19 protein-coding genes are annotated in these 24,369 nt (G+C 47.2%); 10 read left to right on the top strand and 9 right to left on the bottom strand.

Going from position 1 to position 24,369, the window contains the following annotated elements; genetic code table 11:
* The first annotated feature begins 126 nt into the window (after positions 1–126).
* Complete coding sequence (gene fdhF / locus Q4Q57_RS03525; protein ID WP_311889792.1) at positions 127–4,392, top strand: formate dehydrogenase subunit alpha; 4,266 nt, start codon at positions 127–129, stop codon at positions 4,390–4,392.
* A gap of 153 nt (positions 4,393–4,545) precedes the next feature.
* Here fdhF and Q4Q57_RS03520 read toward each other — a convergent pair whose 3' ends face one another.
* The 5 genes from Q4Q57_RS03520 to ohrR form a co-directional block, all read right to left on the bottom strand.
* Entirely contained in the window at positions 4,546–6,210 is a 1,665-nt protein-coding gene (locus Q4Q57_RS03520; protein WP_311889790.1) for a methyl-accepting chemotaxis protein, read from the bottom strand.
* A gap of 126 nt (positions 6,211–6,336) precedes the next feature.
* A complete protein-coding gene (chrA, locus tag Q4Q57_RS03515) occupies positions 6,337–7,485 on the bottom strand; it encodes a chromate efflux transporter (protein ID WP_311889788.1) in 1,149 nt (382 codons plus the stop codon).
* 201 nt (positions 7,486–7,686) lie between these two features.
* Complete coding sequence (rlmC, locus tag Q4Q57_RS03510) at positions 7,687–8,859, bottom strand: 23S rRNA (uracil(747)-C(5))-methyltransferase RlmC (protein WP_311889787.1); 1,173 nt, start codon at positions 8,857–8,859, stop codon at positions 7,687–7,689.
* Between the two features lie 108 nt (positions 8,860–8,967).
* Complete coding sequence (locus Q4Q57_RS03505; protein ID WP_311889785.1) at positions 8,968–10,143, bottom strand: FAD-dependent oxidoreductase; 1,176 nt, start codon at positions 10,141–10,143, stop codon at positions 8,968–8,970.
* Between the two features lie 129 nt (positions 10,144–10,272).
* Positions 10,273–10,770, bottom strand: a complete 498-nt coding sequence (gene ohrR, locus Q4Q57_RS03500; protein ID WP_261272200.1) for a hydroperoxide resistance transcriptional regulator OhrR — start codon at positions 10,768–10,770, stop codon at positions 10,273–10,275.
* Positions 10,771–10,908: 138 nt separating this feature from the next.
* On the opposite strand from ohrR, the gene Q4Q57_RS03495 reads away from it, so the two are divergent.
* From Q4Q57_RS03495 to Q4Q57_RS03485, 3 genes are all read left to right on the top strand, one after another.
* Positions 10,909–11,334: an organic hydroperoxide resistance protein gene (locus tag Q4Q57_RS03495; RefSeq protein ID WP_006080380.1), complete on the top strand. Its 426-nt coding sequence runs from the start codon at positions 10,909–10,911 to the stop codon at positions 11,332–11,334.
* Positions 11,335–11,609: 275 nt separating this feature from the next.
* A complete protein-coding gene (locus Q4Q57_RS03490; protein WP_311889782.1) occupies positions 11,610–13,055 on the top strand; it encodes a cytochrome C biosynthesis protein in 1,446 nt (481 codons plus the stop codon).
* Between the two features lie 122 nt (positions 13,056–13,177).
* The gene (locus tag Q4Q57_RS03485) at positions 13,178–13,363 is read left to right on the top strand and encodes a hypothetical protein (RefSeq protein ID WP_006080378.1); all 186 of its coding nucleotides are present in this window, start codon (positions 13,178–13,180) and stop codon (positions 13,361–13,363) included.
* 85 nt (positions 13,364–13,448) lie between these two features.
* On the opposite strand, the gene Q4Q57_RS03480 is transcribed toward Q4Q57_RS03485, so the two are convergent.
* From Q4Q57_RS03480 to Q4Q57_RS03470, 3 genes are read right to left on the bottom strand one after another with little or no spacing between them, the layout of a single operon-like run.
* Complete coding sequence (locus Q4Q57_RS03480; RefSeq protein WP_006083993.1) at positions 13,449–13,739, bottom strand: hypothetical protein; 291 nt, start codon at positions 13,737–13,739, stop codon at positions 13,449–13,451.
* A gap of 31 nt (positions 13,740–13,770) precedes the next feature.
* Complete coding sequence (locus Q4Q57_RS03475; protein ID WP_311889781.1) at positions 13,771–14,316, bottom strand: methyltransferase; 546 nt, start codon at positions 14,314–14,316, stop codon at positions 13,771–13,773.
* A 5-nt stretch (positions 14,317–14,321) separates the two neighbouring features.
* Positions 14,322–14,732 (bottom strand): hypothetical protein, encoded by a 411-nt coding sequence (locus tag Q4Q57_RS03470; protein WP_006080374.1) that lies wholly within the window; start codon positions 14,730–14,732, stop codon positions 14,322–14,324.
* Positions 14,733–15,230: 498 nt separating this feature from the next.
* On the opposite strand from Q4Q57_RS03470, the gene fccA reads away from it, so the two are divergent.
* The 3 genes from fccA (at position 15,231) to Q4Q57_RS03455 (ending at position 19,083) form a co-directional block, all read left to right on the top strand.
* Positions 15,231–17,021 (top strand): fumarate reductase flavoprotein subunit FccA, encoded by a 1,791-nt coding sequence (gene fccA / locus Q4Q57_RS03465; protein ID WP_107948940.1) that lies wholly within the window; start codon positions 15,231–15,233, stop codon positions 17,019–17,021.
* Positions 17,022–17,287: 266 nt separating this feature from the next.
* Entirely contained in the window at positions 17,288–18,277 is a 990-nt protein-coding gene (locus Q4Q57_RS03460) for a 2-hydroxyacid dehydrogenase (RefSeq protein ID WP_311889778.1), read from the top strand.
* Between the two features lie 68 nt (positions 18,278–18,345).
* Positions 18,346–19,083 (top strand): dienelactone hydrolase family protein, encoded by a 738-nt coding sequence (locus Q4Q57_RS03455; RefSeq protein ID WP_006083997.1) that lies wholly within the window; start codon positions 18,346–18,348, stop codon positions 19,081–19,083.
* Positions 19,084–19,410: 327 nt separating this feature from the next.
* On the opposite strand, the gene Q4Q57_RS03450 is transcribed toward Q4Q57_RS03455, so the two are convergent.
* Positions 19,411–19,815 (bottom strand): DUF1801 domain-containing protein, encoded by a 405-nt coding sequence (locus Q4Q57_RS03450; RefSeq protein ID WP_311889776.1) that lies wholly within the window; start codon positions 19,813–19,815, stop codon positions 19,411–19,413.
* Positions 19,816–20,059: 244 nt separating this feature from the next.
* Here Q4Q57_RS03450 and Q4Q57_RS03445 point away from each other — a divergent pair, with 244 nt between their 5' ends.
* The 3 genes from Q4Q57_RS03445 (at position 20,060) to Q4Q57_RS03435 (ending at position 24,350) form a co-directional block, all read left to right on the top strand.
* Positions 20,060–22,774, top strand: coding sequence for a TonB-dependent receptor (locus tag Q4Q57_RS03445; protein WP_409438183.1), 2,715 nt, complete (start codon positions 20,060–20,062; stop codon positions 22,772–22,774).
* 137 nt (positions 22,775–22,911) lie between these two features.
* On the top strand, positions 22,912–23,577 hold the full coding sequence (locus Q4Q57_RS03440; RefSeq protein ID WP_311889979.1) for a peptidase: 666 nt from the start codon (positions 22,912–22,914) through the stop codon (positions 23,575–23,577).
* On the top strand, positions 23,574–24,350 hold the full coding sequence (locus Q4Q57_RS03435; RefSeq protein ID WP_311889772.1) for a PepSY domain-containing protein: 777 nt from the start codon (positions 23,574–23,576) through the stop codon (positions 24,348–24,350). Before Q4Q57_RS03440 ends, Q4Q57_RS03435 begins: the two co-directional genes overlap by 4 nt.
* Positions 24,351–24,369: the final 19 nt, after the last annotated feature.

The raw sequence follows: 24,369 nt of genomic DNA, 5'->3' as shown, positions 1-24,369 counted from the left end.
ATTCTGCTGCAAACTTCCCTCGCCCATAAGCGTCTTCTAAAGCTGTCTAGGTATACTCGAAGCAACCTAAGCCTGCAGCCCCGCGCTATAGCAGCTAAGCACCCTACATATAAAAAAGGCCATGGGATGATAGAACTTCGAATTGATGACCAAGTGTTGTCGGTTAACCCGACCGATAACCTACTGCAAGCGGCACATGCCGCGGGCATAGCCATACCCAGCTTATGTGATCCCAGCGCGGCCTCGCAGCAATTAGGCTCTCATGCAGACGCAGAGAAGCAAGCGTGCAATTTGTGTGTCGTCCAAATTGAAAATGCCGACGCCAGTTTGCGCTGCGTACGCGCCTGTGAAACGTCCGTCACCGTCGGCATGCGAGTCATAACTCAGTCTGAATTCTTAAGCCAAACACGCAAACAAGCGCTGACTGAAATCTTGAGTGATCACTTCGCCGATTGCGAAGCCCCGTGCCAACAGGCATGCCCTGCGGGCGTCGATGTGCAGAGTTACCTGTATCACATCGCCCAAGGAAACCATACTGAAGCCGTTAAAGTCATTAAACAAACCTTGCCACTGCCGCTATCTATTGGCCGAGTTTGCCCTGCTTTTTGTGAGGCACAATGTCGCCGCGGACTGGTCGATGAGCCCATCGCTATTCGCCAACTCAAACGCCACGCCGCCGATCTCGATCTCGCCGATGGCGAAAAAGGCGGCACGAGTTATGTGCCGCCGCGCCAAGCCGACACGGGCAAAAAAGTCGCGATTATCGGGGCGGGCCCAGCAGGGTTAAGTGCCGGATATTACTTATCAAACCAAGGCCATAGCGTTGAGATATTCGAGGCCATGCCACTGGCGGGTGGTTGGCTGCGCTATGGCATTCCTGAATATCGTTTACCTAAGGCGATACTCGATAAAGAAATCGCACTCTTGTGCCATAACGGCTTAACCATACACACAGAAATGCGCCTCGGCCATGAGGTGCATTTAAATCAATTAGTTGAAGATTTCGATGCCGTCTGCCTTGCGATCGGCGCCCAAAAAGCCGTGCCTATGGATTATCCCGGCAGCACGCTCAAAGGTTGTTACTTAGGTGTCGATTACTTGAAAGATCATTGCCTCGACCAGACACTCGTACTGGGCAAAAAAGTCGCCGTCATTGGCGGCGGCAATACCGCTATCGATTGCGCCCGCACTGCGGTGCGTGAAGGTTGCGATGTCACCTTAATTTACCGCCGCACCCGCGCAGAAATGCCCGCCGAAGCTTACGAAGTACACGAGGCCGAAGTCGAAGGGGTGAAGTTTCATTTTTTAACCAATCCGCTTGAAAACCATAGCGATGCTCACGGCAGAGTCCATTCAGTCACCTTCGCGAAGATGGCACTCGGCGAAGCCGATGCCTCTGGCAGACGCGCTCCCGTTGATACAGGTGAAACCTTTACTCAAGATTTCGACACTGTGATAGCCGCAGTATCACAAACTCCCGATATGAGTTTTATGCAAGATCCCGAGAGCCACTTAAGCCAAGGCACACTTGCTCTCAGCCGCTGGAATACCTTCATTGGCTGCGAGCACACTATGTCATCAGGGGCTGAAAAGCTCTTTGTGGTGGGTGATGCGCGCCGCGGTCCAGCCACCGCAGTTGCCGCCATAGGTGATGGTCATAAAGCCGCCATCGCCATAAATAAATTACTCAAACAAGGTCTAAGCTGTGAGTTGCATGCCACTGAATTTAATTCATCAAAAGTAATCAGCAAAGCGGTGACACAAGACTTGCCCGCAACCGATCTTTATCCCGCCGTACCGCGTAAAGCCCGTTTAACCATGCCCGAGCTGAGTGCGGTGCAGCGTCTACTCAACTATGGCGAAGTCGAGCTAGGTTTTGCTCCCGATGCCGCCATGCAAGAGGCCGCGCGATGCCTAGAATGCGCCTGCCAAGCCAATACTGATTGTAAATTAAGGGACTATGCGACCGACTACCATGTCGAACCTAAGTCACTCAGCACTCAAAGCGCGCGTAAGTTTTCGGTCGATAAATCGAGTCCATTCATTCAATTTGATGCGAATCGCTGTATTAGCTGCGGTAAGTGCGTTGATGTGTGCCAGTTGCAGAGTGGCCATTGTGCGATTCAATTTGCCCATGATTCCTATCAAGCACTGCCGCAAGACCTAAGCGAAACCATCGAACGCCGCGCACCGAGAGTCGGCTTTAGCGCCAGTATGGCAGACAGTAAATGCGTGCAATGCGGCAACTGTGTGCAGGTTTGCCCTACGGGCGCACTCGTCGATGCGCGGGATAAACGCCAAGGCGATGAAACACCACTCAAAACCGCCTCAACGATTTGTACCTATTGCGGTGTAGGCTGTCGGCTTGACCTTAAAATCGATACCAGCACTAATCAGATCCGTCATATCGAGGGCAACAAAGAGTCTGTGGTTAACCAAGGCATGCTCTGCGTCAAAGGGCGATTTGGTTTCGATTTTATTCACAGTGAAAAACGCCTCACCACGCCACTCATTCGTATAAATGGCCAACTCACGCCAAGTAGTTGGCCTGAAGCCATCGTCTATGTGGCCGAACATTTACAGCAAATAAAACAGCAATATGGCAGTAATGCACTGGCAAGCTTAGCCTCGGCAAAAGCCACCAATGAAGAAAACTTCCTCCTGCAAAAATTTGTCAGAAGCATACTCGGCACCAATAACATCGACCATTGCGCCCGCCTGTGTCATTCATCCACAGTCACTGGGCTACAGCAAAGTATCGGCAGTGGCGCCATGACCAATGACATTCCGAGCATTCAAGCATCGGATGTGATTTTTATCATAGGCTCAGACACCAGCAGTGCTCACCCGATCATCGCCTCGAAAATCAAACAAGCCGTGGCTTTGCATGGTGCAAAATTAATGGTGGCCGATCCTAAACGTGTCGCGATTGCCGACAGTGCACAGCTTTATGTCGCCCACAGACCCGGCACTGACGTCATGCTACTCAATGCGATTATGGCGGAAATCATCCGCAACGGCTGGCAGGATAAACGTTATATCGCTGAACGCACCGAAGGTGTGGATGCCCTATATGCTGAACTGGAAAAAGCAGATTACAGCCTAGAAAATGCCGCCTTGATAACCGGCGTTAAAGCCGAAGATATCGCCAGCATTGCCCGCACCATAGGCACGGCTGAGAAAACCGCAGTCTACTATGCCATGGGCATTACCCAGCACACGACGGGACACGACAATGTCACCGCCATATCCAATCTACAACTTCTATGCGGCAATATTGGGGTTGAAGGTGCAGGAATTAACCCACTTCGAGGGCAGAGTAATGTGCAAGGTGCCTGCGACATGGGCGCTCTGCCCAACTTCTTTAGTGGTTACCAAAAAGTCACTGACATTCATGCCAGAATGCGTTTCGAAGCACACTGGCAAACGCCGTTATCGGGGGAGATTGGCGTAACTGCAACCCACATGATGCATGATATTTCCAAAGGGAAAATCAAGGCTTTGTATGTGATGGGCGAAAACCCCGTATTGAGCGATCCTGACCAAGCCCACGTGCTTAGGGCGCTTAATGCAATCGACTTTTTAGTGGTGCAGGACATCTTCCTCACCGAAACCGCCGAGCTTGCCGATGTGGTTCTGCCCGCCGCAGCCTTTGTCGAAAAACGCGGTCATTTCACTAATACTGAACGACGAGTGCAGCGACTCGAACAGGCCCTGCTACCGCCAGGTGAAGCCCTTCCCGATTGGCAAATTGTCCAAGCCATTGCCAATGCGATGGGTGCCGCTTGGGATTACCCTAATGAAGAAGCGATTTGGCAGGAAATCAATGAGCTGACACCACAATATCGCGGCATTACTTGGCAGCGATTAAGCACTGGAGATGACGGTAAAATTCCCCAAGGTATTCAATGGCCTTGCCCAGATGAAGCTCATCCGGGAACGCCCATCATGCACCAAGGTCAATTCACCCGCGGCTTAGGCAAGTTCACGCCAGTGAGTTATCGCTTACCCGCAGAAATGCCCTGCAGTGAGTACCCGCTCACTCTGTCGACCGGACGTTTACTGGAACAGTTCCACACAGGCACCTTAACCCGTAAAACGGCTGGACTTGACTTACTCGGCTCGCCTAAAGTAATGATTTCAGTCTATGATGCCGAGCAACTCGGCATAGGCAATGGCGATAAAATCAAACTCACTACCCGTCGCGGTGAAATTGAAATCGACGCCTTTGTGACGAAAAGAGCCCAAGCTGGCGTGTTATTCCTGCCCTTCCACTTTGTGGAAGCTGCAGCGAATAAACTCACCATCAATGCGCTCGATCCTGTCGCCTTTATCCCAGAATATAAGGTCTGCTCTGTGAGGGTAGAACGGCTTGCCGAGAAGATTGAGTAAGACAAATAAGCTAAGGTGAATGAGCTTGGATGAATTCACTCAGCTGAATTAACGGTTAACGCTTTAAAAAAATATATGATCCAAATAAAACGGGAGACCTTAAGTCTCCCGTTTTTAATCAAGATTACTGCAATTAAATCCTAAACTGTCCCACTAAATCTTAAACTGGCCCACTAACTTGCCCAAGTTAATGCCTTCTTCCGAGACTGTCATACTGATCCTAGCCGCATCTTCGCTGGAATGCAGTAGCTCATTCACAATCTCTTGGATGGCATACACGTTACGGTTAATTTCTTCGGTTACTGAGCTTTGCTCTGTCGCCGCAGCTGCAATTTGGGTACTCATGTCGTTAATAGCCGTTACCGCTGAAGTGACTGAACCTAAACTATCGGAAATCGTGCGAGAAGAATCCACCGAACGCACGCAGCTTTGTTGACTCTCTTCCATGGCTTTCACGGCTTGGGTCACTAGCTTATGTAATGCCGATAACATCTCGTTGATTTCTAACGTACTGGCTTGAGTTCGACTGGCTAAATTACGTACCTCGTCGGCAACCACAGCAAAACCTCGGCCCTGTTCACCGGCACGGGCAGCTTCGATGGCGGCGTTTAATGCCAACAGGTTAGTCTGCTCAGCAATACCGCCAATCACAGACAGTACGCTGTTGATTTTTTGGGATTGCTCGCTGAGTGATTTGATACTGCCCGCCGCATTGTTGATTTGCGACATTAAAGAGGCAATCTCCTCAAGTGAAGCATCAACACAGCGTTGGGCATTAGCCACATCGCCAGTAGCAGCATGAGTCGCTTCGGCTACTTGAGTGGTATTCTTAGCCACTTCGCTGGCGGTGGATGACATCTCAGTAATCGCCGTCACCACCTGATCGGTTTCATTGTTATGACTGACTAACTGACTCGACATAACTTTAGTTTGCGCATGAATCGCATTGGCCGCGGTTTTCACTTTAGCGGTCGCCGTCGCCACATCGCCGATGATATTTTGCAGCTTATCGACAAAGAGGTTAAAGGAACGTCCAAGTTGAGCGATTTCGTCCTCCCCTTTTACGGCGAGTCGTTTGGTTAAATCCCCTTCGCCCTTAGCGATATCATTCAAGTTATCGGCCATATTCTTGATTGGCACGACCATACGGTGGGCGGCGATCATGATGATAAAGCCAGTAATACCCGTAAGGAACAGTGCTATCAGTAAAATGGCGAAGGATTTATCTGCCATTTGTTCTGTCACTGTGGCGCGATATTCCTCAACAACGGCATCGATATCATCGATATAGGCCCCAGTACCTAACATCCAGTCAGTGCCCGGGATCATCATGGCGTAGCTGATCTTCTCAATCTGCTCATTAGTATTGGGTTTTTGGTAGTAGTAGGAGAAACTACCATCGCCACGTTTAGCGGCGTCGAGCAGGCCGACGATAATTTTAGTGCCGCGGGGATCTGTCATATCAATCTTATTTTGCCCTTCTAAACTTGGGATTAGGGCATGAAAGATATTTTTACCTTGAGAGTCATACATGAAAAAGTAACCTGCGCTACCAAAACGTATGTCTCTGAGTGCTTGATTCACATTGCCTTGCTCTTTTAGCGATAATTGATAATTCACTATGCCTGCGGCAATTTCGGTGGCTTCTTTAATTTGTTGTTTACGCTCACCGACGAGCTTAGTTTTAAAAGTGACCACTTCAGCGGCAAGTGCATCTTGTTCGACATAATAGGAAACCGACATCAATATGAGTAATGCGAGGATCAAAGGGAACAGCGATAGCAATAGTAATTTATTGCGTAAACTCAACTTAGACATGCTTGAATGCTCCAAAGGAATACAACTTGTATCTTTGGAGTATAGCTAACATTGTTATTTCTCTATGCGCTTAAAGTAACAAAATCTTAATCTTGCTCAAGAAACCTGCAATTAATTGCCCTCAGTTCAAAGCAGATTTAGCAAGATCCCACACAAGCTAAAGCCTAAAACCAGCACCAGCATGGGTGGTTTAAATAACTTCAATGCACCAAAACCGAGCAATACCAAGGCCATATCTTTGCCCGAGAATACCGCCTGAGAAAAAACCGGTTGGTAAAGTGCGGCCGCGAGTAAGCCAACAACGCAGGCATTGACGCCAGCAATCGCACCAGCAATTTTCGGTCTTGCCGCAATCGCATGCCAACTCTTCAGGCCCACCAGCATAAGGAGAAATCCGGGTAAAAAAATGGCAGCAGTCGCGATGCAAGCCCCCATGAAAGGTTTATCTAGCATGACTTCGGCGCCTAAAAAGGTCGCGAATGTGAACATAGGCCCAGGCACAGCTTGGGCAAAGGCATAACCCGTCAGAAAACGATCGCCGCCCATGGTATCGCCCACTGCTGTTTCTAGCAGAGGTAGCACCACATGACCGCCACCAAACACTAAACTCCCTACGCGGTAAAACTCACTGAAGATCCAAGCCTCAGGTCCGAAATCCACCATAAAAAAACTGCCGATGAGCAGCACGAAAAAGAGCAGTAAATAGAGATAATTCAAGCGGATCGGTGCAAGCGGCGCAGTGTCATCTTGCGTCGCACTCAATTTATAAATACCGATAGCCGCAGCGCCGAGTAACAGCAGGATTTGCGTCCACATAAATGGCGCAATCAAAATCGCCGCAGCGCTGACTAGCATTAACAAACGGGCGGATTTGCGTTGGCAGAATTGTTTAAACATGGCAAGAACGGCATCGGCAACCACAACGACGGCCATCAATTTAAGCCCATAAATCATTCCTTGAACATAATGATTAGCGAGCCACGCCGACGTTGTTACCGCCAGTAAGTACATCAAAATAAAGGAAGGTAGCGTAAAACCAGCAAAGGCAGCAAGCGCCCCCACCAGTCCACCTCTTTGATAACCAATGGCAAAGCCCACTTGGCTCGACCCTGGCCCCGGCATAAATTGGCTTAAGGCGACGAGACTGGCGTAAAGCTTATCATCGAGCCAACCGAGTTCATTAACAAAGGTCTGGCGAAAATAACCAATGTGCGCCGCAGGTCCGCCAAAACTCATCAAGCCTAAGGTAAAAAAGCGTAGGAAAATCTGTAGCATAAATCGCCGCCCATCAATGCATAAAGTGCTGAAGATTATGCCACTAAAAAGACATTTTGATGAAGTTTCACGCGAGCAACGCAGATAAAATCATAACAAGGGCCCCACACAGCAGAGCCCTTAAGATAGTTTGAGCGGATTTGCAAGAATCATAAAGCGAGTGAGTACAGATGCTTAGAGATACATTGATGAGCTAAAAGATTAATCCTTCACCAACATAGCTAAGACTTCAAAATGATCCGTATGGGGAAACAAATCAAATAGCTGCACCTTGGTTAAGTGATAACCTTGAATATGCTCGAGATCTTTCGCTAAGGTTTTGGGATTACAGCTGGAATAAAGAATCGCCTTAGGTGCAAACTCGCTTAATGACTGGCATAAAGCCTCGCCAATACCACGCCTTGGTGGATTAACAATGATCAAATCCGGCTTATCGGCAGCGCTTTTGCCCTTGGCAAAGTCGGTGGAATCGAGCGCCATAAATTGCACGTTTTCGAGCCCCATCATTTGCGCTGACATCTGCGCGCAGGCAATCGCCTCGGCTTCAATTTCAATCCCTGTGAGTGCAATGTCTTTGGATGCGCAGTGCAGTCCGAAACCGCCGACGCCACAAAACAGATCCCATAACGAGCGAGGAGAAAACTCGGCAACCCACTCACGGGCGGTTTGATATAACTGAGCCGCAACCTGTGGATTGGTCTGGAAAAAACTCTTAGGCCGAATGAACAAAGGCACATGATTAAAACGTTCTTCAAGCCTAGTATTCTCAGTTAAGAAAATCTCCTCATCGCCCTCAAGGATTGCCATATGAACTGGTTGGATATTGACTGACACTACTTTTATCTGCGGATATTCCGCCAATAATGCTGGTAATTCGCGTTCGATACGTTCAATGCCATTGTGGGATCGCAGCACAAAACGCAGTAAATACTCGCCGCGCACTTGGCTGCGGGTCAGCAGAATAAACTTAAGCTCGCCCTTGGCTTTATCAACCCGATAGGGAGGAAGCCCCGCCTGCTGCACAAAGCGGGTTAAACGGTGCAACAAGGCTTGCATATCAGCGGTATATAACAGGCAGTCGCAAAGATCCACCGCCTCGCCACTTGGGCTCACAATCCCCAAAATGGGTTCATGGGCGGCACCAAGCACTACCATTTTGGCTTTATTACGAAAGCCGCTGTCATCGCCAGTGATGGGTGGCAGAAAAAGTTCTGCCGAATTTGCGGGAATAAAAGGCGCGAGTAATTGCTGTAACGTTTGGGTTTTAACCGCTACTTGCTGCACTAGAGGCTGCTGAATATGCCGGCAAGAAAGGCACTGACCTTGATTAAAATAACCACATTGCTTGACGGCATTCACAATAGCAGCACTCACGACAGATCCTAGATTCAGTAAAAAAGCGCCACACTGTAGCGGTTTTACGGGTAAAAATCATCTCGAAACACACTCAAACCAGTATCAAGGGCGCAATTTTAGGTTTATTCAAGACAAGCTGAGTTTATCAACATCGGCAATCGCCTCGCGCTTACCAAGGGCCTTTTCAATCCATTCAAGTACTTCTGCCGAGGTGCTGCGAAACGTCGTTAACTTACCGCCGTATAAACTGAGGATGCGCGGATGGGAAATTGATGTTTTCATCAAGGTATCCCGCGGCCGCTCAAAGGCTTGGCTATTTTGCTTAGGTAAAACCCGAATGCCGCAGAAGGTCTGGGTTATCTTCGTCTTAAGCTCATCAATCTCCGGCGTTAGCGGGAAGTAATGCTTATAAATACCAAGCAGATAATTAATTTCAGACTCAGTCGCTTGGGGTGGTTTATCTAAAGACGCCAGTTCCGTTTCTGTGGTGCCAACCAAAGTTTGCCCATACCAAGGCATCACAAATATGACCCGCTTATCAAAGCAAGACTCTAAATACAAGATGCCATCGGGCGCAGGAATATCCAGTAGCACATGGGCGCCTTGCACCCAATCGAGTTCAACACCCGCAAGTGGAGGCAAGACTTTGCTTAAAACCGCATTCACCCAAGGGCCGGCAGCATTGATCACTAGACTCGCTTCGGCTTTATGGATTTCGCCCCAGTGACTAAAACACAGCTCACAAGTTTCGCGCCTATATTCCAGCTCAAGAAATTCAGCCTCGGCATAGACTTCAGCGCCCAGTGCCTGCGCGCTGCGCGCCACCGCTTGAGTGAGTAATTTGTCATCGGTCTGCGCATCCCAATACTGAAAAACCGCCTTTAATCCTTTGAGTTTCAATCCTTTAAAACGATGCCAATGCACGGCAGGCACAGACACAAATTGACCCAAGGGATCAAACTCACTCAGCAGTGCATACATGCTTAAGCCCGCGCGAATAGTCCAGGGACTGCGCTGACTGTTGTCATACACTGGAATATAAAAAGGCACAGCTTTAACCAGAGTGGGCGCAAGATTGAGTAAATGGCGCCGTTCAAGCAAGGACTTACGGACTAAATTGATTTGCCCGGTTTCTAAATAGCGCAAGCCGCCATGGATAAGCTTGCTGGAATTAGCCGAGGTTTGGCCGCCAATTTCGCCCTTTTCAATCAGCAAGGTGGAATAGCCCGCCGCTGCCGCATATTGGGCAATACCGACACCGCAGATCCCACCGCCAATAATGGCTATATCGAAACTGGCCATAACTCACTCTCGCTAACATTCCATAGACGACCGACCTACTGAGCCTCATTCAATCAAGCTCAGTCGAACAGCTAATAAGCGTTAATATGTCAATAAGTTAGTCTTAGATCAAATCTCGACGATAAGAGTTTAATCAATACTGGCATGTAATTGTTTAAGTGCTTGATCGCACATGGCCTTTAAGGCTTTTAACTCGCTCGCCTCGCCGCCGACTTTGCAACGCATTAAATGGGGGATTTCACTTGCCTGCGTTTTGAGGGCAATTCCTGCGGCCGTTAAGGCGAGCACTCTCACGCGCTCATCCTGTTCGCTGCGACCGCGAGTCACTAATCCCTTAGATTCTAACCGCTTTAGCAATGGCGTTAACGTGCCTGAATCAAGGAAGAGTTTATCCCCTAAGGTTTTGACACTAATGCCCTGCTCTTCCCATAACACTAGCATGACCAAGTATTGCGGATAGGTGAGATCCAATTTATCTAACAAAGGGCGATAGGCTCGCACCATAGCATTCGCGGCGCTATAAAGTGAGAAGCACACTTGGTTTTCAAGGCATAAAGCATTATCTACGCTGGTATTTTCGGCCATATCGACAGGATTAACACGGGTGTTGGGTTGAGTTGTTGCCATAGGAAGATCCGACAAATTAAATATATTGCGCACAATATACTTGCATTCACACCAAAGATCGAATTATAGTTTATCACAATTTAATTGCGCGCAATTCAAATCAATTTACTTAATCCTTAATCTAAGAAGGTCAATATTATGAAAACACTTTATGAAACACGTGCCACAGCAAAAGCGGGTCGTCAGGGTCAAGTTAGCACTGATGATGGTTTACTGGATGTGGCGTTAGCCTATCCAAAAGCCATGGGCGGTAGCGGACTTGCCACTAACCCAGAACAACTGTTTGCCGCAGGTTATGCTGCCTGTTTCTCAAACGCCGTTCTGCATGTCGCTAAAATCGGCAAAGTCGATATTACCGAAGCGCCAGTCAGTGCGGTTGTCGGCATAGGTGCCAATGATGCCGGCGGTTTTGCATTAGCGGTTGCTTTAGAAGTTAGCTTAGATTTACCGCAAGAAGCTGCTGAAGCATTAGTGCGTCACGCGCATCAAGTTTGTCCATACTCGAACGCTACACGTAATAATATCGACGTGAAACTGAGCGTAAATGGTGTTGCGTTAGGCTAACCATAATCCATCATAGACACTTGTTGATAACGTCAGAAATAGAGCACCCTCGAGTGCTTTATTCTTTATTAGCCAATAACGACTCAAGCTGAGAGTGAATGTGCATCACACCATTTCACAGGGAGATAAACTGGTTTCAGTTCCCAAAAAATGGTTATTCGCGAGTTAACTAACACTTCTTAATATCTAATTTAATCAAAATGATTGATTTAAGTAGAGTAAGAGCTAATTGAACCGTTTGACGATACTTAAACCCACTCTCAGTGGGAGGCGCTATGACAAAATATCTATCTAAAATCTCGCTGTTTTGCTCTCTATTATTCCTCTTTGCCTTTTCCATCCCGAGCTGGGCCGAAACAGCGCCAGCAAGCTCAGCGGATCAAACTTGGCATTATGTGAATGCTCAAGGTGAACTCAAAATTAAACTGTATTTCTTCTGGTCCAAAACCTGCCCACATTGTGCAGAGGCCCATCCTTTTATTGATTCATTACCGCAAAAATACCCTTGGATAGAACTCGAATCCCATATGGTATCCGCTCCAGGCGTGCAGGATATTTGGCAAACTATCGCCGCAAAAACCACGACAGAGGCGCGTTCTGTGCCCTATATGGCCAGTTGCGAAAAAGCCGTGGTGGGCTATTCGAGCGAAGCGGTCACCGGCGAGTTTCTCGTCAATCGACTGAAGAATTGCTATTTATCCCTTGGCGGTAAACTCGGCGAAGCGGACTTGCCCAGCAAAGGAGTTGTCAGTACGAGCGCGAGTACAGAAACCGATGCGCCGCTATTTGGCACCTGCGGCACAGATACTGGCGAAGGCACCTGCGATGCCACCAGCTTGGGTGACGCTACAGAACCGTCGTCAGTGCAATCGGAAGTACAGCCCGTTGAGTTGCCTTTAGTGGGCGTAGTGACTCCTGAGACTATGTCTTTGCCGCTGCTCACCTTAGTGCTCGCAGGCGTGGATGCCTTTAACCCCTGCGCCTTCTTCGTTTTACTGTTTTTATTGTCGATCATGGTTAATGCCAAGAGTCGCAGCCGCATGTTGCTCGTCGGCGGGATTTTCGTGTTCTTCTCTGGCTTTATCTATTTCCTATTTATGACCGCATGGCTGAACATCTTCCAGCTGTTGGGCGCAGGCAGTGATGGCGGCATGATCATCTTAGCGGCGGGTTGTTTGGCCTTAATCGCTGGGGTCATCAACATTAAAGATTACTTCTTTACTAAGGGGGAAGTGACGCTATCTATGTCGGCAGAAAACCGGACGAGCTTGATAAAGCGCATGGGTAAACTGTCAAATTCGAGTAGCTTAGGCGCCTTACTTATTGGCTCTACCGTACTAGCCGTTCTCGCCAACGCCTATGAACTGCTCTGCACCGCGGGCTTCCCGATGATTTACACCAGCGTGCTTTCTATGCACAATCTGCCAGACATTGAACGCTATATGTATCTGGTTTTATATAACATTGTTTACGTGATTCCGCTGGCGATTATCGTTATCGTCTTCAGCGCGACCTTAGGTAAACGTAAACTGACTGAAAAAGAAGGCCAAGCCCTAAAACTCATGTCAGGTGTGATGATGTTGGGTATGGGTATCGCGCTGGTTATCGACCCTACTGCACTGCAAAATGTGGCGCTGGCACTGGGGTTGATCTTAGGCTCATTGGGGATTACAGCCATTATTGTCATCGGCCGCAAACTGTTCTCGGCTAAGGCCAAGTAATTGACGAAACAATCGGCGAAATAATTGGCAAAATAATGGAAGATTGGCAAATTTATGGCTAACGACTAAAGTTAACCTTGGGTTTGCCGATAAAGGGATCCAGCTTACAATCGAGGTTAGTTATGTCTATTTCACTGAACACCCAAGCTATCGCACCTAATCTAGAAAATGGTGCAGTTGGCGTTAAGGTTGCTCAATTAGCCAAAGAGCAGCAAAAAGCCGAAGGTAAAATCGCGGTAGATTTAATTGCAGCTGCGGCGCCAAAACCGGTAGGTAATGCAGGCCACAACATCAACACTACGGCCTAATTGTTAGCAATACAGCATTTAAAAAAGCGCCTCTGACTATAAGGGCGCTTTTTTTTGTTATTTTTCTCTAAATCGTCAGGCGAATTTAAGAAAAAGCGTTGCCATTCACATGCATAATTGTAAATGTCCACACCACGAACGCCAGTGGGATATGCACTAAGGCATAGAAAAACTGATCGAGTCGTCCCATTCCTTTTGCTAACCAAATCAAATACAAGTGTAATCCAATCACCAGCGGGAACAGGGCTAACAGCGGATACAGAGCGACAGGGCTGGCATCGGAAAACAGGCTATGACTAAATAAAGCCCAAGCCACCATGACAGCGGTCGTTAGCGGTGGTGTTGCAATGCGATATTGCTCTGGATAGGGAAACATCCTACGACCTCTTGAGTCTCAATCGGTAAACTTACGTTTTAGGTTTTCGCGCAATCAACTGTGCTTTATAACTGCTGTGACTGGACTGCGGATCACATAATCGACCTTCAAAGTAATGTAAAGGTTGCCAGTTAGCAAACACTGATTTGAGTTCATTTTCAGTGAGTAAGAAATCGGGGTTACGTGGCCGCCCACTCTGAGCTTGTTGTGTGGTAAAGGTTTCATAGACGATAAGGCCTGTAGCCTTAACCGCCTTGGCAATTTGCGGCAATAATGGCCGATGCAGATAATTGAACACTAAGACAATGTCGTACTCTTCAATCGGTAGCGATGGCGCAGCCTCGGCTTCTAAATCCCATTGATATTTGTGGGCGTTCACATGCTCAATGTGCGACATGGCAGACAAGTCCCTGTCGATAAACGTCACCTCAGCCCCTTGCGCTAGAAACCACAAGCCATTACGCCCAGAGCCGCAGGCAAGATCGAGTACTTTAAGTCCATCGAAGCGAGAAACAGGCCAAGCAAACTCAGTGATTAAGGCTGCGGGTGTCACGATTGGCGCATGGATTACAGACATTAGCATTAGCCCTTAATTTCTTTTTTCGAGTCGATTTGCCGACGATGCACAATAGAATAATGCCTCAGTCCAGCAGGACCATGGGACACAATCACGGACAAAAAGAGTATCACGATTAACAGCTCAGGCTTGAAATTAGCCAAGGGTACAAACAGACCAAGTAAGCCTACTTTTACTAAGGTTAACACACCCTTAAGCTGAATTAACCAACGCCAATCACGCACAATTTCCCACAACATTAATATGCTGCCCGTCGTCATGGCGAGATACCAATAATTCAGCCATTGCGTTTTATCTACACTTAATAAAATGCCACCGCCAACACCGACTATTCCTAAAATATGCAATGCCCTTAAACTGGTTTTACTCAAACGTTGAATCCAAAAACGTTTTTCTGATATGCCTTGTTTCTGCATTACATCCCCTTAAGAATCAACTACGTAACATTTAGTTAAACTAACAACATAATTCCATACAATAAAGGCTGGATAAATAACATTATTTATAGAATACTCAAAAATAAATAATTGAAATTATTAATATGCAAAGTCACATTATAATATCTATAAAATACAAATAGATAAAATACCTCGCAAAACCCACAATCAATACCACTTTTATTTCATAAAGTTAAATCCAATCCATTCAACATGTTAACTCGCGCAAGTTATACCGCATTCAATCAGTGATTAGCTTCAACTTGATTCATATTTTCCGCACTATTGCACATTTTAAATATGTTATTTCCGTTGTAACAAAGGTTATGTGACCTGAACACATATATACCTCTTTAGATAGTGATAAATTTGCAAATGGAGAATGCTCTAACAGTGCGTGAATGACGTAAAAAATAAATATCACGCCACGATGAATAACCCTTATTAAGTAGATGAATGTACGGCGGAGGAACTACCATGTTCACAAGAAAGATTCAAAAAACAGCACTAGCCATGCTGATCTCTGGCGCAATGGCAGGAACTGCCTATGCTGCACCAGAAGTGCTAGCCGATTTTCACGGTGAAATGGGCAGTTGCGACAGCTGCCACGTCTCAGACAAAGGTGGCGTCAGCGATGACAACCTTAGCCATGAAAATGCCCAATGCGTTAGCTGCCACGGCGATTTAAAAGAACTGGCCGCCGCCGCACCTAAAGACAAAGTCTCACCCCATAAATCTCACTTGATTGGCGAAATTGCTTGTACAAGCTGCCATAAAGGCCATGAGAAATCAGTCACTTATTGCGATGCTTGCCACAGCTTCGGCTTCGATATGCCTTACGGCGGTAAATGGGAACGTAAGTTTGTTCCTGTTGATGCAGACAAAGCGGCACAGGATAAAGCCATTGCTGCTGGCGTAAAAGAAACCACTGATGTGGTTGTTATCGGTTCAGGTGGTGCAGGCCTTGCTGCTGCAGTATCAGCCCGTGATGCTGGCGCAAAAGTAATCCTGCTCGAAAAAGAACCTGTCCCAGGTGGTAACACTAAGTTGGCCGCTGGCGGTATGAACGCTGCCGAAACGAAGGCGCAAACTAAGTTAGGTATTGAAGATAAGAAACAAATCATGATCGACGACACCATGAAAGGTGGCCGTAACATTAACGATCCTGAATTAGTGAAAGTGCTTGCAAATAACTCATCTGACTCTATCGATTGGTTAACCTCTATGGGTGCCGACATGACTGACGTGGGCCGTATGGGTGGTGCAAGTGTTAACCGTAGTCACCGCCCAACCGGTGGTGCTGGCGTAGGTGCACACGTAGCGCAAGTACTGTGGGACAACGCAGTAAAACGTGGTACTGACATCCGCTTAAACAGCCGTGTTGTCCGTATTCTTGAAGATGCGAAAGGCAATGTGACTGGCGTACTCGTTAAAGGCGAATACACTGGTTATTACATTATTAAAGCCGATGCTGTGGTTATTGCTGCCGGTGGTTTTGCGAAAAACAACGACCGCGTTGCTAAGTACGATCCTAAGTTAAAAGGCTTTAAAGCCACTAACCACCCAGGTGCAACCGGTGACGGCTTAGACGTGGCACTGCAAGCAGGCGCAGCTACTCGCGATTTAGAGTTCATTCAAGCTCACCCAACATACTCACCAGCGGGTGGTGTAATGATCACCGAAGCGGTACGTGGCAACGGTGCTATCGTGGTTAACCGTGAAGGTAACCGCTTTATGAACGAAATCACTACCCGTGATAAAGCGTCTGCCGCGATTCTGCAACAAAAAGGCGAAAGCGCTTATTTGGTATTCGATGACTCAATCCGTAAGAGCTTAAAAGCGATTGAAGGATATGTGCATCTGAACATTGTTAAAGAAGGCAAAACCGTCGAAGAGTTAGCAAAACAAATCGATGTGCCTGCCGCTGAACTGGCGAAAACCATCACGGCATACAACGGCTTCGTGAAATCAGGTAAAGATGCGCAATTTGAACGTCCAAACCTACCACGCGAATTAGCAGTAGCGCCTTTCTACGCATTAGAAATCGCACCTGCTGTTCACCACACTATGGGTGGTGTTGTGATTGATACTAAAGCCGAAGTGAAGAGCGAAAAAACCGGTAAACCAATCCAAGGCTTATATGCTGCCGGTGAAGTGACTGGCGGGGTTCACGGTGCTAACCGCCTTGGCGGTAACGCAGTATCTGACATTGTGACCTACGGCCGTATCGCCGGTGCTGAAGCGGCTAAATTCGCTAAAGATCACTAGTCACAAACCGTATAAGGGTTAACGGACTAACCCTTGGCTCTCAAAGCACGGTTTTAAATATGAGAGCCCTAGCTTGAATAACTCAAGCACTGCTAGTCAATCCATAAGCGAGCCATCAGGGCTCGCTTTTTTTATCAAGCGTTTTAGCTAATTGATGACAAAGCTCACTCTTTTAATAGTCAATTTTCTAAGGCTAAGGACAAAAAGCCCTAACTCACTTACACTCTTTGGCTGATAACTACATCACAATCCGTTAGGTGACTGAAATGAGAATTGGATTCTTTAGCGCAAAACATTACGACATGCAGCATTTTAACCGCACAAATGCCGCGTTTGGTGCACAAATTGAGTATTTCGATTATCGCCTCTGCATGCAAACGGTGAAACTTGCTGAAGGGTTTGAAATCGTCTGCGCCTTCGTTAACGATTCACTCTGCGAAGAAGTCCTCGTTGAACTCGCCAATGGCGGCACAAAAATTATCGCCATGCGCTGCGCAGGTTTTAACAATGTCGACTTAGTCGCCGCTAAACGCTTAGGCATGCAAGTCGTCAATGTGCCCGCTTATTCTCCTGAATCCGTGGCCGAACACACAGTCGCACTGATGTTGACACTGAATCGAAAAATCCACAAAGCTTACCAACGCACCCGCGATGCCAATTTCTCCCTCGAAGGTTTAGTCGGTTTTAACATGTTCGGCAAAACCGTCGGCGTGATTGGTACAGGTAAAATCGGCGTAGCCACCATTAAAGTCTTGCTCGGTTTTGGCTGTAAAGTCATCGCCTACGATCCCTTTATCAATCCAGCGGTTGTCGCGCTGAATGTGGAATATCAAGATCTCGATGCGATTTATGCCAACAGCGATATCATCAGCTTGCATTGCCCGCTCACGACCGATAACCGCCATTTACTCAACCAAGCCAGCTTCGCCAAGATGAAACCCGGCGTCATGGTGATCAACACCAGTCGCGGTGGTTTACTCAATGCCTTTGATGCGATGGAGGCCTTAAAACTCGGCCAAATAGGTTCACTTGGACTCGATGTGTACGAAAACGAAAAAGGCTTATTCTTCGAAGACAAATCGAATGAGATCATTCAAGACGATGTATTCCGTCGATTATCTGCCTGCCATAACGTGATTTTTACCGGTCACCAAGCCTTCCTCACCGAAGAAGCCTTAGGTGCCATCGCCCAAACAACCTTGAGCAATGTAAAAGCGCTATGTGCGGGGGAACGCTCAGGTAACGAATTGTTTTAACTGACAGATAAAATCCTGCCTGCTAAAGTGAGGCTTCAACGTTTGAAGCCTCACAGAGAGAACTAAATATGTTAGTCACTCAGGAAACTCAGGATATCTCCACGCCTTCAGGGCTAATGCGCACCTATATCTACCGCCCAGAAGCACAGGGGCAATTTCCAAGCATCATCTTTTATTCCGAAATATTTCAGCAAACTGCGCCTATTGCGCGCACTGCGACAATTCTTGCTGGCCACGGTTTTGTCGTGTTTGTGCCGGAAGTGTTCCATGAACTCAATCCTTTAGGCACAGTGCTCGCCTACGATGAACCGGGTAAAGACAAAGGCAACGCCGATAAATTTGCGAAACCTTTAGAACACCACGACAGCGACACCCAAGCATTAGTCGACTTTGCCCATCAACAAGCCTACTGCAATGGCAAAGTGGGCAGCATGGGCGTGTGTATCGGCGGCCATTTAGCCTACCGCGCCGCACTCAACCCCGCTATTTTAGGTGCATTTTGCCTCTATCCAACCGACATTCACTCCAACACCCTGCCCTGCGCCTACGGCAATGACTCTCTGAGCCGCAGCGGTGATATTCAAGGGGAATTAGTGTTAGTGTTCGGCAAGCAAGATCCCCATGTATCGGCGGAAGGTCGAGTGTTAATCCACCAGCAATTAATGGCGCTGAACCGTAATTTCACTTGGCTTGAAGTCAACGCTCAACACGCCTTTATGCGTGATGAAGGCGATAGATACGATCCGGCTTTAGCGCTGCAAATGTACTTACAAGCGACGGCATTTTTTCAGCGAGTGTTGCGATAGAAGAGTTAAATAAACAACAAGGAAGTGATTATGAGAGAGCGTATTTTTAGATGACTAGCTGGAATACTCAGTGTAAGCCTGTTGCTTGCGACTGGCCAACAAATCAATTCTGCGATGCTTTCAGCCATTGATATTGGGATATATTTCGCGATTTGTGCTGTGTTGTTATATTTTTCAATCAAAGGTAACACTGGATTTAACTATCCAAGACTGCAATTTTTTGTCAAATCAATCGACAAAAATAAGTCTGCTTCGTTACCGCAAACAGGTAGCACCTTAACTAAGATTTAGGTGCTACAGCTTCTGTCAAGTTGGTTCCCAGTCGGTTTACGCACCTAACAAAGGTAGATGTTTGATACTTTTGTATTTCAACGATAATTCAATACATTGAGAAATTGCGGTTATTGGCAGAGGATCATGGATACTTAACACTATGGCTCGATTCCCTTCAAAATGCAGCACATCGGAATGCAGCTCTCGAAATGTATCAACCAGCTTAGTTTTACAATTAAAGAATAGGCAATATTGTTCGGGATATTTTGGCTTCCAGTCAAATCTTACTGTGCTGCCCTTTTTAACTGAATAACTCGGCTCGCCCCATTTTAAGCTCTCTTCCACCGCACCTAAATCCTGCGCTTCAGCAATCGCAAAAACCAAGGTTCGGATCCGTAATAGCAGGGGCGTTATATGCTCAGGATAGCGTTCAAACTTGTTCTGCACTAGCGCTTGCATGCTCTTACCCTCCCATTTACACCATGCCGAATCATCATATCTGTAAAACAACAAACCACGCTGGGGGCCCACATGGTTGAACTTCCAAACCTTTAGTGAGCGGTGATTATATCAGCACTTTATTATAAACCGCGCATTAGGGGGGTGTGACACAGTGTCGCAGGTCGTTGAGTTTTTATTGAGATACCCACTTAATCCTATATAAAACATACCATTATTTAAACAGACCTTTCATAGGCTTATTATGACCCGCTCAGCAGTAATGACTTCAATGGCAATATCCCTAGCAAGCATGGCCACTTTTTCAGGGATAGCAGCCGAAGCCGAAACTGAAGCAATGTTTCCAGCATCTGCAATTAAACCTCAAGTATCAACTCCCACTGCTATCGAAAGAATAGCCATTACAGGGAGCCGAATTCAAAGGGAAGAGATGGCATCCACTGCGCCTATGACCGTTTTTACCGCGCAAGATATCGAGAAAACCGGTGCCACCTCAGTTGAGGTATTGCTGCAAAGAATGACAGCCTCTGCGGGGTTTGCGGGTAATCAAACGAATGCCTATTGGACTGAAGGTGGCTATGGTTCAACCCAAGTTAATCTGCGTGGATTAGGGGTGAATCGCACACTCGTACTGCTCAATGGTCGACGTATGCTGAACAGTGGCACTGGGGCAAACTCCTCCGTTGATCTTAATACTATTCCCATTAGCGTGGTTGAACGAATCGAGGTATTAAAAGATGGCGCATCCGCCATTTATGGTGCCGACGCGGTTGCTGGCGTGGTCAATATCATCACTCGGCAACAAATCGAAGGGGTTGAGTTTCAAGCACGAACGGGCATAACCGAGCAAAATGATGGTGAACAGTACAAGCTCGACCTTGCCCTCGGTCATGTCGGTGAGCGTGGCAATGCATATGTGGCAATGAGTTACGATAAAACCCAAGCCGTCGATATGCTGAGTCGCGCGTCTTGTCCGCTTGAGGAAGTGAATGGTGAGCTAGTGTGTGGCGGTAGCTCGGCGCTGCCGGGAGGCAGAGGCCATTTCATTGATACCAATGGTAATCCAATCGGCGATCCGTTAATGCTATTGCCAACGGGAAGCGCACCATACACAAGTAGCCATAAAGATAATACTTATCAGTATTTTAATGCGGTTCAACCTAACGAGCGAGTCAATCTGTTTGCCTACGGTGAATATGACTTAACGGCGAGCAGCCAAGTGTTTGCTGAGGCCATGTACACTCACCGTAGCTCACAATTACCCGCTACCCCGCAATCGGTGTCAGGAATAGTCATTCCTGCTTGGCATGAGTCAAATCCGACAGATGCAGACTTTCTACTCCAGAGCCGCAGACTGGCTGAAGCGCCCCGACAATTTAATATTCAAGCGGATACTTGGCGCTTAGTGACAGGATTAAGAGGTGATTTAGATAACGGTTGGCAATGGGATGCTGCGGTTAATTTCGGCAGTAACCGTGGCTCCTATGAAGTGACCAATGTCATTAATAAGGTTCGTCTTGCCGAGGCGACTGACTATAGCAGTTGTAATATTGATCCTAATGTCCCCTGCGCAAACTTTTGGGGAGCTGGCTCACTCACACCTGAAATGCTGGACTATTTCTTGTTCAACATGCGTGATCGCGGCGGTAATGAGCAGTTTAGTCTCACGACGAATATCACAGGCGATCTATGGCAGTTACCCGCGGGCATGATGAGTTTTGCTGCAGGACTAGAGTACAGAAACGAGAAAGGATGGAATGATCCTGACCCACTTAAAATCAGTGGTGAAGCAAACACTGCCCAGCAAGATCCGATTGATGGTCGTTATACTGCCGACGAAATCTATCTTGAAACCTTGTTACCTATTTTAAGCGGCCTGCCCTTTGCTAAGTCGGTCGAATTAACTGCGGCGTTGCGATATTCCTATTTTGATACCTTCGGTGGCGATACCAATTATAAAATGGGGCTGCTGTGGGTCGTCAATGACGCAGTGACGCTGCGGGCCACGCAATCAACGGCATTCAGAGTACCGAATATTCCTGAGTTGTTTGGCGGCATAGATCAAGGCTCCATGAATACCACAGATCCTTGTAGCGAGTGGGTTAAGCTCGACCCTAGCTCGAATCGATACGCTAATTGTATGGCATCAAACGTGCCAACGAATTATAAGCAAGAAGGCACAATATTAACCGACCGTGGTGGCAATGCTGAACTTGAACCAGAAGAAGCCAATACCTTTACAGCCGGTATTGTTTGGGACCTGGGGTTTATTGAAGGGCTCAATATCACGCTCGATTACTACAAGATAGAGATTAATAACGCCATTAATTCAGTCAATGGTTCGAGCAAATTAGCCGCCTGTTACGACAGCAAAGGGATGACGCATCCTTTCTGTAGCGACGAGCACTTTGTGCGAGACGCAATGACAGGCAACATCACCTATTTACAAACACAACTGGGCAACGCCGCCAACGAAGTGGTTTCAGGTATTGATATGGCAATGTTTTACCAGAAAGAGATGGGCAGCGTTGTGACTAATACGACTTGGGAGCTGAGCTATTTAGATCAATACGATCTGCAAACCTACGCCGGCGCCCCCGTTGAATCTCGAGCAGGCACCATTGGTTATGATGGTAGCTATACCAAATGGCGCTCAAACCTCTATTTTGATGTCACTAATGACAATTGGCGCTTTAGCTACAACATTCAATATATCGGCGCGGCGGATGATCAATATGCTAATGCCGGAGAGATAGGCGACTCAGTTGATGCGATCACTTACCATAACGCACAGGTTCATTATCAAATGGACAACAATATTGCGTTCACAGCAGGTATCGATAATCTGTTCGACAAGCAAGCGCCATATCATCAAAGCTATACCGACGGTAATACCAACACTATGACGTACGACCTAATGGGACGTCGTTACTATGTCGGGATGAAATGGGCTCTGTAGTGCTTTGAGCTTAAGGGGCAGCCCCTCTTAAGCAAGCTGGCTAAATTAGTTATCAAAATAAAAGGTGAGTCATCAACTTGAAGCGGGTTAACACACTTAAACGAGTCTCATCGGCGCACTTTCTGCACAGATGGTTGATGCTATTGCTGGTACTGCCGATTGGGATCTGGTCAGTCACCGGCAGCTATTTCGTCTTAATGGATCTTGGGTTTATCCGTGGCGATCATATTAAAGTGCAAGACTCACGGCATATCGATCCCAGCCAGATCCATTACCCAATCGCAGCGGTTTATGAACGTTTCCCCAAGGCTCAAGCAATCACGTTAACCTCAGTTACCGATAGCCTCTACTACCGGATTAAACTGAGCGATAAGTCCATTCTCGTGAACGCAGATTCGGGTGAGTTATTGCCTTCAATAACGGAGAAACAAGCCCGAATGATAGCTTCAAACTATCAGCATCACGGGTCTTTAGCCGTCGAGGCTAAGCTTATTAGTGCAACCCTGCTCACCGATATCGCCCCTGCGGAATTAGCGCCGCGATACTTGCCCGTTTGGAGAATGGATTTTAACGATAGCGCTGCTACAAGCCTTTACCTATCAGCGACAACGGGAGAGTTAGTCACGCGTAGACATGACTATTGGCGTTTATTCGATCTCTTTTGGAAATGGCACATTATGGATTACGACGAAGGTGAAGCCATCGACAATCTTCTGCTACTGAGTACGGCTCTAATCTCTATTGTGGCTGTGTTAGCTGGCTTCATTTTACTTTGGCAGCGCAGAAGGAGGTATCTGAGATGATGCCGAATCTTAAACTTAAGCCTAAGCCTCAAAGTAAACGCTTCAAACGCTGGGTCAAAATCGCTCACTATTGGCTCGGTGCCATAGTTAGCATTCAACTGCTACTTTGGCTTGTTACTGGGGTCTATTTCAATTTGACGCCCCATGATGAACTCAAGGGAATGGAGTACCAACAGAGTCATTATCCTGAGCTGCAAAGGCAAGCGTTTGATCCACAAAAGCTTGTGGATATAACTCCCTTGCTAGCTAAGCATACTCAAGTAGAAAGCCTGACATTAGTGGCGATCGCAGGTAAGCCCGTTTATGTACTCGATGCAAAGGTGCAGCGCTATGCACACCAGTGCCAACAGCAAACCTTGATTGATGCTTATACAGGCAATGTCTTACTTATTAATAAACAAAGCGCGCAACAACTGGCATTTGAAAGTTACACCGGGCCGGGCAAGATTAGCCAAGTTAAGCAAATCTCAGCCCCCATTAGCGAATGGCCAACCCAGTGCAATTCACTGTGGCTAATACGTATGGATGATGACCTGTCGACGCGGATTTACATCAATGCAATTAATGGTGAATTAGTTGGCCATAAAAATGACCACACAGACATCGCCGACTTGATGTTTAAATTGCACTTTATGGATTACCTCAATCAAGGCAGCTTCAACAACCCCCTTAGCTGGCTGTTTGGCATACTGACCTTATTGTTATCCCTATCAGGCCTGTATTGGGTTGTTGAGAATCTGGTACTCAAGCGCTATCGAATTAGTATTGGTTAAATGGCTAAATACGGTCTTA

This window comes from Shewanella sp. SP2S2-6 (genome assembly GCF_031931965.1).
Lineage (GTDB): Bacteria > Pseudomonadota > Gammaproteobacteria > Enterobacterales > Shewanellaceae > Shewanella > Shewanella baltica.
Note: the sequence above shows the minus strand (reverse complement) of the source record. Positions and strands in the feature narration are given on the sequence as shown.